15 protein-coding genes are annotated in these 14,823 nt (G+C 65.5%); 12 read left to right on the top strand and 3 right to left on the bottom strand.

The genetic code is table 11. From position 1 onward, the window contains the following. Positions 1 to 154 precede the first annotated feature (154 nt). The 6 genes from P7L68_RS02220 to P7L68_RS02195 all read left to right on the top strand — a co-directional run bounded on the left by P7L68_RS02220 (position 155) and on the right by P7L68_RS02195 (position 6,518). On the top strand, positions 155 to 1,408 hold the full coding sequence (locus P7L68_RS02220; protein ID WP_371998803.1) for an ABC transporter substrate-binding protein: 1,254 nt from the start codon (positions 155 to 157) through the stop codon (positions 1,406 to 1,408). 16 nt (positions 1,409 to 1,424) lie between these two features. Further along, complete coding sequence (locus P7L68_RS02215) at positions 1,425 to 2,291, top strand: branched-chain amino acid ABC transporter permease (protein WP_371998802.1); 867 nt, start codon at positions 1,425 to 1,427, stop codon at positions 2,289 to 2,291. Positions 2,292 to 2,294: 3 nt separating this feature from the next. Further along, positions 2,295 to 3,362, top strand: a complete 1,068-nt coding sequence (locus P7L68_RS02210; RefSeq protein ID WP_371998801.1) for a branched-chain amino acid ABC transporter permease — start codon at positions 2,295 to 2,297, stop codon at positions 3,360 to 3,362. Between the two features lies 1 nt (position 3,363). After that, a complete protein-coding gene (locus P7L68_RS02205) occupies positions 3,364 to 4,107 on the top strand; it encodes an ATP-binding cassette domain-containing protein (protein ID WP_371998800.1) in 744 nt (247 codons plus the stop codon). Between the two features lies 1 nt (position 4,108). Further along, positions 4,109 to 4,822 carry an ABC transporter ATP-binding protein gene (locus P7L68_RS02200; RefSeq protein WP_371998799.1) on the top strand — a complete coding sequence of 238 codons (714 nt, stop codon included), beginning with the start codon at positions 4,109 to 4,111 and terminating at the stop codon, positions 4,820 to 4,822. A gap of 181 nt (positions 4,823 to 5,003) precedes the next feature. Further along, on the top strand, positions 5,004 to 6,518 hold the full coding sequence (locus P7L68_RS02195) for an amidase (RefSeq protein ID WP_371998798.1): 1,515 nt from the start codon (positions 5,004 to 5,006) through the stop codon (positions 6,516 to 6,518). A 95-nt stretch (positions 6,519 to 6,613) separates the two neighbouring features. Here the strand turns inward: P7L68_RS02195 and P7L68_RS02190 are convergent, their stop codons facing one another. Beyond that, entirely contained in the window at positions 6,614 to 8,053 is a 1,440-nt protein-coding gene (locus P7L68_RS02190) for an aldehyde dehydrogenase family protein (RefSeq protein WP_371998797.1), read from the bottom strand. A 211-nt stretch (positions 8,054 to 8,264) separates the two neighbouring features. On the opposite strand from P7L68_RS02190, the gene P7L68_RS02185 reads away from it, so the two are divergent. Genes P7L68_RS02185 through P7L68_RS02175 form a run of 3 tightly spaced genes read left to right on the top strand, consistent with a single transcriptional unit; the run spans position 8,265 to position 10,791 of the window. Continuing rightward, the gene (locus tag P7L68_RS02185; protein ID WP_371998796.1) at positions 8,265 to 9,884 is read left to right on the top strand and encodes a phytoene desaturase family protein; all 1,620 of its coding nucleotides are present in this window, start codon (positions 8,265 to 8,267) and stop codon (positions 9,882 to 9,884) included. Further along, on the top strand, positions 9,881 to 10,507 hold the full coding sequence (locus P7L68_RS02180) for a TetR/AcrR family transcriptional regulator (RefSeq protein WP_371998795.1): 627 nt from the start codon (positions 9,881 to 9,883) through the stop codon (positions 10,505 to 10,507). The genes P7L68_RS02185 and P7L68_RS02180 overlap by 4 nt, the downstream gene beginning before the upstream one ends. Then, complete coding sequence (locus tag P7L68_RS02175) at positions 10,504 to 10,791, top strand: DUF1330 domain-containing protein (RefSeq protein WP_298641686.1); 288 nt, start codon at positions 10,504 to 10,506, stop codon at positions 10,789 to 10,791. Before P7L68_RS02180 ends, P7L68_RS02175 begins: the two co-directional genes overlap by 4 nt. A 105-nt stretch (positions 10,792 to 10,896) precedes the next feature. Here P7L68_RS02175 and P7L68_RS02170 read toward each other — a convergent pair whose 3' ends face one another. Then, positions 10,897 to 11,355, bottom strand: a complete 459-nt coding sequence (locus tag P7L68_RS02170) for a MarR family winged helix-turn-helix transcriptional regulator (protein WP_371998794.1) — start codon at positions 11,353 to 11,355, stop codon at positions 10,897 to 10,899. A 60-nt stretch (positions 11,356 to 11,415) separates the two neighbouring features. Continuing rightward, complete coding sequence (locus P7L68_RS02165; protein ID WP_371998793.1) at positions 11,416 to 12,468, bottom strand: substrate-binding domain-containing protein; 1,053 nt, start codon at positions 12,466 to 12,468, stop codon at positions 11,416 to 11,418. Positions 12,469 to 12,797: 329 nt separating this feature from the next. On the opposite strand from P7L68_RS02165, the gene P7L68_RS02160 reads away from it, so the two are divergent. The 3 genes from P7L68_RS02160 to nthA are packed head-to-tail and all read left to right on the top strand — an operon-like array spanning position 12,798 to position 14,816. Continuing rightward, on the top strand, positions 12,798 to 13,466 hold the full coding sequence (locus tag P7L68_RS02160) for an energy-coupling factor ABC transporter permease (RefSeq protein WP_371998792.1): 669 nt from the start codon (positions 12,798 to 12,800) through the stop codon (positions 13,464 to 13,466). A 37-nt stretch (positions 13,467 to 13,503) separates the two neighbouring features. Beyond that, a complete protein-coding gene (gene nthB, locus P7L68_RS02155; RefSeq protein WP_371998791.1) occupies positions 13,504 to 14,190 on the top strand; it encodes a nitrile hydratase subunit beta in 687 nt (228 codons plus the stop codon). Between the two features lie 14 nt (positions 14,191 to 14,204). After that, positions 14,205 to 14,816: a nitrile hydratase subunit alpha gene (nthA, locus tag P7L68_RS02150; protein WP_371998790.1), complete on the top strand. Its 612-nt coding sequence runs from the start codon at positions 14,205 to 14,207 to the stop codon at positions 14,814 to 14,816. The last annotated feature ends 7 nt before the right edge of the window (positions 14,817 to 14,823 follow it).

The raw sequence follows: 14,823 nt of genomic DNA, 5'->3' as shown, positions 1-14,823 counted from the left end.
CGCTGCCGGTCCTGGTCTGATCATCCACCATTTTTGCAGCGCGTCATATAGTTGACTTTTCAATAAGGGCGTTTTCAAATGCCTGTCAGGGAATCGTCGAGGAACCCGGGGAGCGCGTTCCGAAAGACGGCCATTGGCAGGGAGCAGCCGACACATGTCCAACGACCGGACAAACTTCACCCGCAGGAGCTTTCTCCGCAGCACCGCACTCGCCACCGGCGGCCTGATCGCGGCGCCGATGATCATGCGCCACGCCGCGCTCGGCTCGGAGGATCCGATCCTGATCGGCAGCCTGCACGATCAGTCGGGGCCGGTGGGCACCTCGGGCGTGCCGATGGTGCGGGCGCTGGAGCTGGGGATCGAAGAAGTGAACGCGGCCGGCGGCGTGCTCGGCCGGCCGCTCAAGCTGGTGCATTACGACACCCAGTCGAACATCCAGCTCTATACCCAGTATGCCCAGCAGATCGCGCTCAAAGACAAGGTGGCGGTGATCCATGGCGGCATCACCTCGGCCTCACGCGAAGCCATCCGGCCGATCTTCGATCGCTACAAGACGCTCTATTTCTACAACACGCTCTACGAGGGCGGCGTCTGCGACCGCAACATCTTCTGCACCGGCACCACCCCGGCCCAGACGGTGGAAAAGCTGGTGCCCTATTCGCTGGAGCGCTGGGGCAAGAAGGTCTACATCATTGCCGCCGACTACAATTACGGCCAGATCACGGCCAAGTGGATGGAAAAGTACACCCGCGACAATGGCGGCGAGGTGCTGGCCATCGACTTCTTCCCGCTCGACGTGACCAATTTCGGCTCGACGATCAGCAAGATCCAGCAGGCCAAACCGGATGTGGTGTTCTCGGCCCTGGTCGGCGGCAACCACACCGCCTTTTATCGCCAGTGGGCGGCGGCCGGCCTCAAGGGCTCGATCCCGATTTCGTCCACCACCTTCGGCCTGGTCAACGAACTGGCGGCGCTGGAGCCGTCGGAAAGCAACGGCATCGTCTCGGGCTATGGCTATTACGAAGAGCTGAAGACCGATGCGAGCGTGAAATTCGTCTCGGCGCTGAAAGAGAAGTTCCCGGGCATCCCCTATATCTCGGAACTGGCGGCCGGCACCTATGAAGGCTTCCATCTCTGGGTGAAGGCGGCGCAGCAGGCGAAGTCGATCGACCGCATGAAGGTGATCGAGGCGCTGGAAACCGGGCTCAGCTTCGACGGCCCCACCGGCAAGGTCACGCTGGACAAGGCGACCCATCATTCGGTGCGCAATGCCTTCCTCGCCGAAGCGAAGGACAAGCTCTGGGATGTGGTGGCGAGCTATCCCGACCAGAAGCCTTCGGATACCGCCGCGGTCTGCGACCTGGTCAAGAATCCGAACGACAACAAGCAGTATGTGATCTCGCTCTGACCCGGGGGACAGGCTCATGGATCTCGCAGCCGTCCTGACCCTGGATGTGCTGAACGGCGTGGCCTCGCTGATCCTGCTCTGCACCGGCCTCGCCGTCATCTTCGGGATGATGAAGATCATCAACCTCGCCCATGGCGAATTCCTGATGCTGGGCGCCTATGCGACCGTGGTCGCGGTGGAGGCCGGCATCAACATCTGGATCGCCATGCTCGTGATCTCGCCGGTCTTCGTCGGGCTGGTCGGGCTGGTGGTGGAACGGACCTTCATCCGCCTGCTCTATGGCCGGCTGGTGGATTCAATGCTCGCCACCTGGGGCCTGAGCCTGTTCCTCGTCGGCCTGATCACCACGATCTTCGGCAACACGATCAAAAGCGTGCCCTCGCCTTTGGGCGGCTTCACCATCGGCGCCTATCGCAGCAGCCTCTACACCGTCTTCCTGGTGGTGGTGGCGATCGCCCTGCTCGGCGGGCTCTGGGTGCTGATGCGCCGCACCCGCTTCGGTCTCATTGCGCGTGCCACGATGCAGAACCCCGACATGGCCGCAGCCATGGGGGTCAGTCCGCCCCGGGTCTATATGGCGACCTTCGGCCTCGGCGCCGCGATCACCGGCCTTGCCGGCGGGCTGCTGGCGCCGGTGGCGGGCGTACTGCCGACAATGGGCGCTGCCTATATCGCCAAGGCCTTCATCACCGTGGTCGCGGGCGGTACCTCGATCATCGCCGGCGGGGCCACCGCCTCGGGACTGTTCGGCTTCATCAACCAGACCGCGTCGTATCTCACCACCCCGGTGATCGGCGAAGTCTTTCTGTTCGTCGCCGCCATCATCCTGATCCGCCTGCTGCCCCAGGGCATCTCCGGGCGCTTCTTCAGGGGGAGCCTCTGATCCATGGGCCTCGACATCCGGACCCTCTCCAGAACCGGCCAGACCATCGGCGTGGTCATCGCCGCCCTGCTGATCGTGTTCATGCCGGCGATGGTCGAACTGTTCGATCTGATGCAGTACACGATCTTCGTGGTGATGGGTGTGCTGGCGCTCAGCCTCGGCTTCATCTGGGGCTTCGGCGGCATCCTCTCCTTCGGCCAGACCGCCTTTTTCGGCCTGGGCGCCTATACTTTCGCGGTGACCGCGATCAACACCGACGGCAGCTGGGCCGCGGTCGGGCTGGCGGTGCTGGTGCCGGCGGTGTTCGCCGCCGTGCTCGGCTATTTCATGTTCTACGGCCGGATCAGCGACGTCTATCTGGGCGTCATCACCCTGACCGTCACCCTGATCCTGTTCAACGTGGTCAACAGCACCGCCGGCGACGCCTATACCATCGGCACTGCGGCGCTCGGCGGCTTCAACGGCATCCCGGCGGTCCCCGGGCTGTCGATGCCCGGCGATCCCGATTTCTTCTTCGGACCGGAAGAGAACTGGTATCTCTCCGCCGGCTGCCTGCTGCTGGTCTATCTGGCGCTGAAGGGGCTGCTGCGCACCCATTTCGGCCGGGTGGTGGTGGCCGTGCGCGAGAACGAGACCCGGGCGGCGCTGCTCGGCTACGACCCGCGGATCTATAAGCTGATGGTCTTCGTGGTCGGCGGTGCGGTGGCGGGGCTGGCCGGCGGGCTGTTCACCAATTGGGGCGCCTTCGTCAGCCCCACCGTGTTCAGCCTCTCGACGGCGGCCCAGATCATCATCTGGGTGACCATCGGCGGCCTCGGCACCCTGGTCGGCCCGGTGCTCGGCTGCTTCATCATGCAGTATCTGGTGATGCAGATCGGCACCCAGCAGACCTTCAACGCCGATCTGGTGATGGGGGCCATCCTGCTCGGCTTCGTGATGGCGATCCCGATGGGGCTGGTGCCGCTGATGCGCCTGGGGCTGGTCGGGCTGGTGATGCGGCTGCTGCCCGGCAAGGCCCGTGCATCCGACGCCACCCACACCGAAACCACGGCTGTCGAGGGGGCGAAGTGACATGACCATCCAGGAAACCACCCCGTCCGACGGCATCCTGCTCCAGACCCGCGACCTCACCATGCGCTTCGGCGGCGTGGTCGCGGTGTCGGAGGTGGATTTCACCCTGCGCGAGCTGGAACTGCGCTGCCTGATCGGCCCCAACGGCGCCGGCAAGAGCACCTTCTTCAAGATGCTGACCGGCCAGCTCAAGCCCTCGACCGGCCAGATCGCCTTTCGCGGGGCGCCGATCGCCGGCGACGAGCCTCATGCCATCGCCCGGCGCGGCATCGGCATCAAGACCCAGGTGCCCAATGTCTTCGACGGGCTCTCGGTGCGTGAACATGTCTGGCTGGCTGCCCGCCGTCAGCATCTGGACCGCAAGGCCCGCGATGTGGCCGACGAGGTGCTGGCGCGGATCCGCATGACCGGTCTGGCCGATGCCCAGGTGGGCCGGCTCTCCCATGGTCAGCGGCAATGGGTGGAGATCGGTATGGTGATCGCGGGCGATCCCGAGCTGATCCTGCTCGACGAGCCCGCCGCCGGCATGACCCATGACGAGGTGCTGCGCACCGCCGAAATCATCCGCGACATCAACCGGACCAAGGCGCTGATCGTGGTGGAACACGATATGCAGTTCATCCGGATGATCGCCAAGACCGTCACCGTCTTCAATCAGGGCAAGGTGCTGGTCGAGGCGGGGGTCGATCAGGTTCTGGCGGATCAGCGGGTGCGTGACGTCTATCTCGGCAAGAAGGTGCACTGACATGACCGCATTGCTGGAGGTGCAGGGGCTGAAATCCGGCTATGGCCGGATCCCGATCCTGATGGGCGTCGATTTCGCCCTGGGCGCCGGGGAATTCCTCGGCATCCTTGGCCATAACGGCATGGGCAAGACCACGCTGATCCGCACGCTGATGGGCTATCTGCCGGCGACCGCCGGGAGGATCACCCTCGACGGCCGCGACGTCACCACCGCGAAGCCGGCGGCCAAGGCTGCGGCAGGTCTGGGCTATGTGCCGCAGGGCCGCCAGATCTTCCCGGATCTGTCGGTCTACGAAAACCTGCGCATGGGCCAGGCCGGCAAGCCGCGGGAAAGTTGCGAGGTCATCGACCGCGTGCTGGCCATGTTCCCGCGGCTGACCCGGCTGCTCGACCGGCGCGGTGGTGCCCTCTCTGGCGGCGAACAGCAGCTGCTGGCGCTGGCCCGCTGCCTGTGCACCGAACCGCGCATGATCCTGCTCGACGAACCGACCGAGGGCATCCAGCCCAACATCCTGGACGAGATCGTCGAGACCCTGCACGAGCTGCGTCGCCAGACCGGGATCGCGATGATCCTGGTCGAACAGAATCTCGAATTCCTGACCGCCCTCTCGGACCGGCTGCTGATCATCCAGAAAGGGGTGATCACCGACGAGGTCTCGCCGGAGCTGATGGCGGATCCGGAGCGCATCGCCGATTTCGTCGGCATGCACGCCTGACCGACAGGAGACCTCGGACCACCAGTCCCCTGACACTCACGGCCCCCGCCCGATTTTCCCCAAGAGACGACCGGGCCAGAACCCGGGGAGCACGCAGACCGCCGGCGCGAGAACAGGGACTCTGCGCCGGGCCGCTCCCCCTTTGTCTTTCGCTTCACGTTCAAGGACAACGGAGACCAAGATGTCCGTCACCCGCCCGAATACCGACCAGCTGATCGACCTCGCCGCCGATCTCGGCATGACGCTCTCCGCCGACGAGGCGGCCGAGTATCTCACCCTGATGGCCGGCAATTTCGCCGCATATGACGCGCTCGACGCGATGCCCGACAACATCCCGGTCGTGAAATACCCCCGCACCCCCGGCTATCGCCCGGAAGGTGCTGAGAACAAATACGGCGCCTGGTATGTGAAGTCCGAGGTGAAGGGCGCCGCCACCGGCAAGCTCGCCGGCAAGACCGTGGTGCTGAAGGACAATGTGGCGCTGGCCGGCGTGCCGATGATGAACGGCGCCTCGACGCTGGAAGGCTATATCCCGGCGCTGGATGCGACCATCGTCACCCGCATGCTGGACGAAGGCGCCACCATCGTCGGCAAGGCGACCTGCGAGTATTTCTGCCTGTCGGGCGGCAGCCACACCTCGTCGCCGGCGCCGGTGCACAACCCCTATAAGATGGGTCATATTGCCGGTGGCTCGTCTTCTGGTAGCGCTGCCCTGGTCGCCTGCGGCGAGGTCGACATGGCGATCGGCGGCGATCAGGGCGGCTCGATCCGCATGCCGTCCGCCCTGTGCGGCCTCTATGGCATGAAGCCGACCCATGGTCTGGTGCCCTATACCGGCGTGATGCCGATCGAGGCGACCATCGACCATACCGGCCCGATGACCTCGTCGGTGGCCGACAACGCCCTGATGCTGGAGGTGATCGCCGGCGCCGACGGGCTGGATCCGCGCCAGTATGCGCCGGTGACCGCGCCCTATACCGAGGCGCTGGGCAAGGGCGTCCAGGGCATGAAGATCGCCATCCTGAAGGAAGGCTTCGAGGTCGCGAACGGCGATCCGGCGGTCTACGAGAAGGTCCGCGCCGCCGCGAAGAAGCTGGAAGAGGCGGGCGCCGTGCTCACCGAAATCTCGATCCCCGAGCATCACACTGCGGCGGTGATCTGGGGGCCGATCGCGCTGGAAGGTCTGCAGTGGCAGATGATGGCCGGCAACGGCATGGGCATGAACTGGAAGGGGCTCTACAATGTCGGCCTGCTGGACGCCCATGCCGGCTGGCGCCAGCGTGCCGACGAGCTGTCGCCCTCGCTGAAGATCTCGATGTTCGTGGGCGAGTACTTCATCCAGAAGTATAATGGCCGCTTCTACGCCAAGGCGCAGAACATCGCCCGCAAGGTGAAGGCCGCCTATGACGCCGCCTTCGCCGAATACGACCTGCTGCTGATGCCGACCTGCCCGATCGTGGCACCGGCCATTCCGGGCCCCGATGCCTCGCTGACCGAGATCATCACCACCGCCTTCTCGGTGCTGGGCAACACCCAGCAGTTCGACGTGACCGGCCATCCGGCCATGACGGTGCCCTGCGGCCTGATCGACGGCCTGCCGGTCGGCATGATGCTGGTCGGTCAGGACTATGCCGAGAGCACCATCTACGCCGCCGCGGCCGCTTTCGAGGCTGCGGGCGACTGGAAGACCTTCTGATCAGACCAGGCCTGTGCATCTGCACCAGAACCCGGAACGGGCAGACGTGATCGGGCAGGGCAGGGGCCGGTCCTTCGGGGCCGGCCCCCGCCTTTTCAGGATCCGCCGCGCCGCGCCGCCGGCGGCGGCAGGTGGATCGCCTGCGGCACGGTATATTCCAGCAGCCCTTCCATGCCGTTCTCGACGCCGAAACCGCTCTGCTTATGGCCGGCAAAGGGCGTGTCGGGGCGGATGTTGAGGTTCTGGTTGATCCAGACGGTGCCGGTTTCAAGCCGTTCGGCGATGGCGATCGCCGCGGCCTCGTCGGCCGACCAGACCGCGCCGGCCAGGCCATAGGGGCTGTCATTGGCGCGCGCCACCACCTCGTCGACATCCGAGAAGCGCATCATCGGCAGCACCGGGCCGAAGGCCTCTTCCTGCACCACGCGCGATGTCTCGGGCGGGTTGTCGACGATGGTCACCGGGATGAAATACCCCGATGCGGGCACGTCTGCGCCCTGAAGCAGGGTCAGCCCGTTCCGCCGGGCGTCGTCCAGCAGCTCCATCACCCGGTCGAACTGGCGCCGGTTCTGGATCGGCCCCAGAACCGTGCCCTGTTCGGTGCCGTCACCCACCTTCACCGATCGGGCGATCGCAACCAGCCGCTCGCGCAGCGCGTCGTAGATGTCTTCATGGACATAGAGCCGCTTGGTCGCGACACAGATCTGGGCGGTGTTGAAGAAGGCGCCGAAAAAGATCTTCTGAGCGACCGCGTCGACATCGACATCGGGCATCACGATCGCGGCATCATTGCCGCCCAGTTCCAGGGTCACGCGCTTCAGATCGGCGGCGGCACTGGCCAGCACCGCCTTGCCGGTGGCGGTGGATCCCGTGAACGAGATCTTGGCGAAGCCCGGATGCGCAGTCATCCAGGGGCCCAGCCGGTCGCCGCCGCTGATCACGTTCAGCACGCCGGCCGGCAACACGTCGCGCAGCAACTCGCCGATCCTGAGCGTGCAGAGCGGGGTGAAGGGCGACGGCTTCAGCACCATGGTGTTGCCGGCCACCAGCGCGGGGCCAAGCTTCCACATCGCCAGGCTGACCGGAAAATTCCAGGGTGCGATCGCGCAGATCACGCCCAGCGGCACATGGCGGGTATGGATGCGCTGGCCGTCCGGCCTTTCGGTCAGATGCTCGGGCGGGCTCATGCCGGCCACTACGTCCAGCCAGTCGGCGGCACCGGTGATTTCCTGCCGGGCGGCCTTCAGGGGCCGGCCCTGTTCGGCCGTGAACAGCCGTGCCAGCGCGTCGGCATGGTCGCGCAGCACCCCCGCCACGCGCCGCACGGCCGCCTGACGCTCGCCGAGGGGCGTGCGGCGCCAGCCTTCCCAGGCGCGCCGGGCCGTCCCCACCGCGTCGTCCAGCTGTTCGCGGGTGCAGTCAGGGGCGGTCGCAAACGCCTCGCCGGTTGCCGGGTTGATCACCTCGATCACCTGGGGCGAGGTCACGCCGCGACCGTTGATGGTCATGGTCGGGCTCGGCTGATGGTCCGACATCTCTGGGCCGTCCTTCCTGTCCGGTCTGTGTGGCTCTGGTCTCCTCGATAACGTCGTAGTATACGAACGTATACAAAGCAATATGCGATCTTTTGCCGCCGCATTTTGCGGAATTTGGCCATATGTCGGGCACTCGGCCGGATGAAAATCCGCATTGATCAGCTGTGATCGTATGTTAGTTTACGTACGTAAACAAAAATCGGGAGGATGCATGTATACGCAAGGGCGGCCCTACAGGCGCAAGGACGGCATTCCCCATGGCTTCGACGCCATCGTTATCGGGTCCGGTATGGGCGGGCTGGGTGTCGCCTCGGTCCTGGCGCAGCAGGGAATGCGCATGCTGGTGCTGGAGCAGAACGCCGTCATCGGCGGCCTGACCCAGAGCTATGACCGGGCCGGCTATCGCTGGACGGTGGGCATGCACTATATCGGCGACGTCGCATCGCCCCGGACGCTGACCTGGAAGATGTTCGACTATGCGGCCCGGGGCGGAATCCGCTGGGCGCATCTGCCCCCGATCTACAACCGGATGAACATTGCCGGGCGCGAATACCGCATCCCGGCCGGTGTCGAGGCCTATCGCGCGGCCCTCCACGGCTGGTTTCCGCAGGAACGCGCCGCGATCGACCGCTATCTGGAACTTCTGGCCGCGGCCTCGAAATCCTCAGGCCCCTTCTTCGCCCTCAAGGCGTTTCCGGCCGACCGGCCCATGCCGGCACTGGAGGCGATGACCGCACCCTTCCGCGATTTCGCCCGCCGCACCACCCGCGAGGTGATCGCCGATCTGACCTCCGATCCGGAACTGACCGCGGTGCTCACGGCCAATTGGGGCGATTACGGGATAGAGCCGGCGCGGAGTTCCTTCGCCATGCATGCCATGCTGGCCAGGCACTATATGAACGGCGCCAGCTATCCCCATGGCGGCGGCCGGGCCTTTGCGGATGCGATCGTGCCGGTGATCGAGGCGGCGGGCGGGCTGGTCCTGCACGGTGCCGAGGTGGCGCGGATCCTGGTCGAGGACGGCCGGGCGACCGGTGTCGTGATGGCATCGGGCGAAGAGGTGCGCGCCGGGGTCGTGATCAGCGGCGCCGGCCTGCGCAACACCTTCGGCCGGCTGATGGCGCCCGAGGCGCGTGCGTCGGCCGGGCTGGACCGGATGCGCGAGAGCGTGACCTATACCAATACCGTGGTCGGGCTGCATATCGGGCTGGAGGGGGATGCGGCGACGCTGGGCCTGGAGCCTGCGAATATCTGGGCACATCCGGGGACCGATTTCGACGCCAACCTGGCGGCGCATCGTGCCGATTTCGACGCGCCGTTTCCGTTTCACTTCATCACCTTCGCCTCGGCGAAGGACCCGACCTGGAACGAGACGTTCCCGAACCGGTCGACGATCGAGATGCACGCCCTGACCGACTACCGGCATTTCGCCCGCTGGCAGGGCACGCGGTGGATGAAGCGCGGGGCCGATTACGAGACGATGAAGGCCAGGGTGCAGGAACGCCTGCTGGCCGATCTCTATCGTCTGGTACCGGCGACCCGCGGAGCCGTGCGCTATGTGGAGGTCTCGACCCCGCTGACTTACGAGACCTTCGTGCGGCAGCAATATGGCGATTTCCTCGGGGTGGAAAGCTCACCGCAGCGTTATGAGCAGGACTGGCTGCGCGCGCACACTCCTGTGCCCGGCCTGTATCTGACTGGACAGGACGTCACCAGCGACGGCATCATCGGCGCATTGTTCGGCGGGGTGCTGTGTGCCTCTGCCGTCACTGGCAGGGACATGGTCGATGAGATCAGGAAGGCGCCGGCTTTCGCAGCGCATGTTTCATGACTGAGGGCGGGGTTCCGTCGGACACGCGCAGCCGGATCCTCGCCATTGCCGTCGATGCCTTCCTGGAGATGGGCGCCGCATCGATTTCCCTGCGGGACATCGCCAAACGTGCCGGCCTGTCGCCCATGGCGATCTACCGCCATTTCGCCGACAAGGAAGCCCTGATGCGTGCCCTGATCGAAGAGGGCTTCCGGATCTATGAAGGGTATCTTGCGATCGAGCGGCAGGAGACGGACCCGGTCCGCCATCTGGAAGCGTTGGCGGCCCGGGTCTTCGACTTCGCGATCGAAAAGCGTGCCTGTTTCGAATTGATGTTCCTGTCCTCCGGCACGCTGAGCGGGCTGAAGGACCGGCGCCCGATCGAGGGGATCCATCTGCCCACCTACGACGTGGCCCGAGATGCCGTCCGGGAATGCGTCGATGCCGGCCGGTTTGCCGCCGGCAATCTGCGGCACATGACCACCGACCTGCTGGCCTACTGCATCGGGTTCGGCGCGTTCTACGTGTCGGGCGCGATCACCTCTGATCCGGTGGTTGCCCGCCGGCAGTTCGCAGACGGGTTCAGGCGGATGGTCACCTTGATGTCAAAACCAGACCAGACCCATGGAGGAGATGCCCCGTGACCGCCTATGTCGTGATGATCCGCGAGAAGATGCGCGACGAAGACGCCTTCAAGGACTATGCCGCCGGCGCCCGCGCCGCGCGCGGCGACCACCCCATCACCCCGCTTGCCTTCTACGGCCCGCATCAGGTGTTGGAAGGGGCGGCGGCGGAAGGCGTGGTGATCCTGTCCTTCCCCGACATGGATGCCGCCCGCGCCTGGTATGACAGCCCGGCCTATGCCGAGGCGCGCGCCCATCGCTATCGGGCGGCGGATTATCGCGTGCTGCTGGTCGAAGGTGTCTGACCGGGCGCTGGCTGCACCCGCACACGACATGCAGATCGGGGGCGCCGGAGGGGAAATTCTCCGGCGTCTTCCATTTGTACCTGGCGCTATGTCTTGTTCCCGGCGCTATGTCTGGGGTGCGCTGCGCTTGCAGAAATGCTCCAGAAGTTCCGCGAAATTCCGTGGGGTGGGATCTTCCATCAGAACGTCGAAGGTGCGCCGAAGCTCTTCCTCCTGCCGGTCGAGCATCGGGCGCAGCGTCTTCAGAAGGGCGCTTCCCTTCTGTGTCAGCAGCACACGGACCCGGCGGCGATCGGCCGGGTCGGCCGCCCGGTAGACGAGGCTGTCCGAGATCATGCGATCGATGACCTTGGTCAGGGTGGATGCATCGATCAGGATCGTCCTCGCGATCTCCGACATGGTGAGGCCTTCGGCGGCGCCGTCGGAGGCCAGTGTCTGGAGCACCCGGAGCTGGTCGACCGGAAGCTTCAACGGACGCAGGTTTTCTTCGAGCTCGCGTTCGAGCTGCCGGTTCAGGTTGGCGACCAGAAAGCCGATGGTCGTTTGGAGACTTTCGCCAGGCATCACGATTTCCTTGTCGTTTCCCGGGCGGGGCCGGAAGACGGTGTATTCATATCAGACTCCTCAGAACCGGGCGACGACATCGAAGGACAACCCGTCTGCCGCCGCGATATAGACCGGCAGGCGCTGCGAGAGCATGCCGGTGGCGGTGTCGAACCGGGCGGATCGATATTCGACCCCCTGCGGCGGCAGGCTCAGCAGGCGGCGGGGGTCGGCGGACCGGCACCGGCCGATGAGGCCGAGCGCGAAGCTGACGCCTTCATAGCAGGATTGCCCATAGGCGTTGGGGATCGGCGCCAGGCTTCCGAAGGACGACCAGTAGCGTTCCATGAACGCGGTATTGGGCGCGGTCCGGGCCGCGGCGAAATAGCAGGCCCCGGCGAACAGCCCTTCCATGGCTGCGGGTGAGAGGCTGGTGAGGATGGTTTCGTCGGTGGCGATGGCGCATCTCGGGATCCTGCCGGCAAGACCGGACTCGCCATAGATCCGGTAGAAGGGGATGCCCTGATCCCCGACCAGAAAGCAGAGAACGACGTCGGGATCCGCCTTGCGGATGTCTTCAACCGCGCGCCGGTCCCAGTCTTCCGGCGCATCCAGCGGCCGGGACAGCATGCCGACCACGGTGCCGCCCGCCGCCGCGATCATCCGGCCGGTCATCGGCATGGTCCGTTGCGGCCAGCGATAATCGCTGCCGATCATCAGGAACCGACGCGCGTGAAAGCGCTGTTCGATCCAGGCAAGCATGGGCGGGATCAGGCGGTCGTCGGTGGCGCTGAGCGCAATGGTCGGCTCCGGCGCGTCCATTTCATAGTTCGGCGTGTAGATGAAGGGGACGCGGCCGGCGATGGCGAACGAGATCCGCCGCCTGGCATTGGACGCCACCATGGCCACGATCACCGAGACACGGTCGACCTCGATCAGGTCGCGGGCGATCCGCGCCGCCATGACCGGGTCCCAGCCGGCGTCCCGCACCACCAGGTTGACTTCCTGACCATTGACGCCACCGGCAGCGTTTGTCTCGGCAGCACTCAGGATGGCGCCGTTCAGGCAGGATGGCGCCCAGATGCCGGTCGGGCCGCTTTGCGAGATCAGCAATCCGATATTGACTTTGGACATGGTCACCGGCCCCCGCTGATTTGTTTTCAGCATAGAAACCACCTGAATCATCTTCAAGGCTCCCGGTCAGTGATTGGTCTGTCGGCTCGCCTGTACGGGGTGCTGCGGGCGGGGAACGATTCCTCTGCGGCCCACCCCACATGTTCAGGGGTGATCCACCGACATACAGATATATTTCCTTTGCAATAATGTCATCTGACAATTATGAATAAGACAGCATCCGGCGCGGCAGCCGGGGCCATGATCCCGGGAAGGCGCGCGGGGGAAGAGCGCGTCCTGAGTGGATGACATGCGCGCGGATGCTCTCCATAAAAAACAGGAGGCGGACGATGCACATCGAACCGGGCATCGTGGATGGCGCAAAGGCCATCCTGGGGTACGCGACGGCGGCCGGGGCAGGGCTGGCGACGCTCAAATTCGGCTATGACGAGGCCCGTCGCCGGGGCGGCGCCTCGCTCCTCGCCCGCAGCGGCATCGCGGCGGCCGTCGTGCTTGGTCTTTTCCAGTTGCTGCCGCATCCGGCGGTCGGCGTGTCGGAGGTTCATCTGATCCTCGGCTCCACGCTGTTTCTGATGTTCGGCCTCGCCCCCGCGGCCATCGGCCTGGCATCGGGGCTGCTGCTGCAGGGGCTGATCTTCGCGCCATTCGATCTGCCGCAATACGGCATGAACGTGACGACGCTTCTGGTGCCGCTCTTTGCGCTGTCCTGGACCGCGCGGCGCCTGATCGCCCCGGGCACGCCCTATGTCGACCTCTCCTATCGTCAGGTGCTGGCGCTTTCGGCCACCTACCAGGCCGGCATCGTCTCGTGGGTGGCGTTCTGGGTGTTTTACGGCCAGGGCGTCGAGCTTTCGGTTCTCCAGTCGGTTTCGGCATTCGGGGCGGCCTATCTGGCGGTCATCCTGGCCGAACCCCTGATCGATCTGGGTGTCCTTGCACTCGCGAAGTCGCTCCGCAACGGCATGCTGCTGGAGCGCCGCCTCCACGCGCCGGCCTGATGGTTCCGGGACCGGTCCCGCAGCAGGGAGATAAGCCATGAACGGTATTCACGACCTCGGCGGCATCGACGGGATGGGGCCGGTCGGCCCCACCGCCTGGGAGCCGCCCTATCATGCCGACTGGGAGAAGGCGGCCTGGGCGCTGTTCCCCTTCGCGGCCCGGGCCGGGATGTTCGGCCTGGACGAATTCCGCAAGCATCTGGAGGGGATGCACCCGCTCCACTACCTGACCGCCTTCTACTACGAGCATTGGGTGGATGCGGTGGAGCGGATCGGCTGCGAGAAGGGCCGCTGGACCCGCGAGGAGCTGGACAAGCGGACGGCCTATTATCTTCAGTATCCGGATGCGCCATTGCCGCCGAATGATGATCTGGCCCTCGTCGACTTCGCCGACCAGGCCGTGAAGAACGGCTTCCCGGCCGCCCGGCCGATCGACGCGGCGCCGAAATTCCGGATCGGTGACAAAGTCGTCGTCGATGCCTCGGTGCCGCGCCATCACCATCGCCGGCCCCGCTATGCCATGGGGCGTGTCGGCGAGATCGTGATGCATCACGGCGCCCATGTCTTTCCCGACACCACCGCTGCCGGCATGGGGGAGACGGCCGAACATCTCTACACCGTCCGCTTCGCCCAGTCTGAGCTCTATGGGGCGGCGCATGCAGATCCCAATGCATGCCAGCATGTCGACATGTGGGAGCCCTATATCACTCTGGCGCCGTCCTGAAGGGAGACTGACAGATGACCCGAGTCAATCTCGTCTACACGCCCCGCACCGAAGAAGAGATCGCGGCCCGCGTCAAGGCGATCGAGGCCATTCTGATCGAGGGCGGTCTGATGTCCGAGGCGGGTGTGGACCGCTTCGCCGCCGTTTATGAGAACGAGGTCGGCCCCCGGCTCGGCGCCGGGGTGGTGGCCAGGGCCTGGACCGATCCCGATTTCAAGGCCCGCCTGCTGGCGGATGCGAGTGCCGCCTGTCGTGAACTGGGGATCGGCGGCCTGCAGGGCGAACACATGATCGTCGTCGAGAACACCGACACGGTTCACAACGTCGTCGTCTGCTCGCTCTGCTCCTGCTATCCCTGGCCCGTGCTCGGCCTGCCGCCGAACTGGTTCAAGTCGATGCCCTATCGGGCCCGCATCATCCGCGAGCCGCGCCTCTGTCTGAAAGAGGATTTCCGGATCGACATCCCACAGGAGACCGAGATCCGGGTGTGGGATTCGAATTCCGAAATCCGCTACTGGGTGCTGCCGCAGCGCCCGGCCGGCACCGAAGGGATGGAGGCCGATGCGCTTGCCGCCCTGGTCACCCGGGATTCGATGATCGGCACCGGCTTCCCCCGGGCGGCCTGACAGACCG

This window comes from Tistrella mobilis (genome assembly GCF_041468085.1).
In the GTDB taxonomy this organism is placed as follows: Bacteria; Pseudomonadota; Alphaproteobacteria; order Tistrellales; family Tistrellaceae; genus Tistrella; species Tistrella mobilis_A.
This window is presented reverse-complemented; position numbering and strand designations above follow the sequence as displayed.

What these genes read in the sequence shown, in the direction of transcription:
- P7L68_RS02220 (WP_371998803.1), top strand. Translation starts at nt 155, where the DNA reads ATGTCCAACGACCGGACAAACTTCACCCGCAGGAGCTTTCTCCGCAGC.
- P7L68_RS02215 (WP_371998802.1), top strand. Translation starts at nt 1,425, where the DNA reads ATGGATCTCGCAGCCGTCCTGACCCTGGATGTGCTGAACGGCGTGGCC.
- P7L68_RS02210 (WP_371998801.1), top strand. Translation starts at nt 2,295, where the DNA reads ATGGGCCTCGACATCCGGACCCTCTCCAGAACCGGCCAGACCATCGGC.
- P7L68_RS02205 (WP_371998800.1), top strand. Translation starts at nt 3,364, where the DNA reads ATGACCATCCAGGAAACCACCCCGTCCGACGGCATCCTGCTCCAGACC.
- P7L68_RS02200 (WP_371998799.1), top strand. Translation starts at nt 4,109, where the DNA reads ATGACCGCATTGCTGGAGGTGCAGGGGCTGAAATCCGGCTATGGCCGG.
- P7L68_RS02195 (WP_371998798.1), top strand. Translation starts at nt 5,004, where the DNA reads ATGTCCGTCACCCGCCCGAATACCGACCAGCTGATCGACCTCGCCGCC.
- P7L68_RS02190 (WP_371998797.1), bottom strand. Translation starts at nt 8,053, where the DNA reads ATGTCGGACCATCAGCCGAGCCCGACCATGACCATCAACGGTCGCGGC.
- P7L68_RS02185 (WP_371998796.1), top strand. Translation starts at nt 8,265, where the DNA reads ATGTATACGCAAGGGCGGCCCTACAGGCGCAAGGACGGCATTCCCCAT.
- P7L68_RS02180 (WP_371998795.1), top strand. Translation starts at nt 9,881, where the DNA reads ATGACTGAGGGCGGGGTTCCGTCGGACACGCGCAGCCGGATCCTCGCC.
- P7L68_RS02170 (WP_371998794.1), bottom strand. Translation starts at nt 11,355, where the DNA reads ATGCCTGGCGAAAGTCTCCAAACGACCATCGGCTTTCTGGTCGCCAAC.
- P7L68_RS02165 (WP_371998793.1), bottom strand. Translation starts at nt 12,468, where the DNA reads ATGTCCAAAGTCAATATCGGATTGCTGATCTCGCAAAGCGGCCCGACC.
- P7L68_RS02160 (WP_371998792.1), top strand. Translation starts at nt 12,798, where the DNA reads ATGCACATCGAACCGGGCATCGTGGATGGCGCAAAGGCCATCCTGGGG.
- nthB (WP_371998791.1), top strand. Translation starts at nt 13,504, where the DNA reads ATGAACGGTATTCACGACCTCGGCGGCATCGACGGGATGGGGCCGGTC.
- nthA (WP_371998790.1), top strand. Translation starts at nt 14,205, where the DNA reads ATGACCCGAGTCAATCTCGTCTACACGCCCCGCACCGAAGAAGAGATC.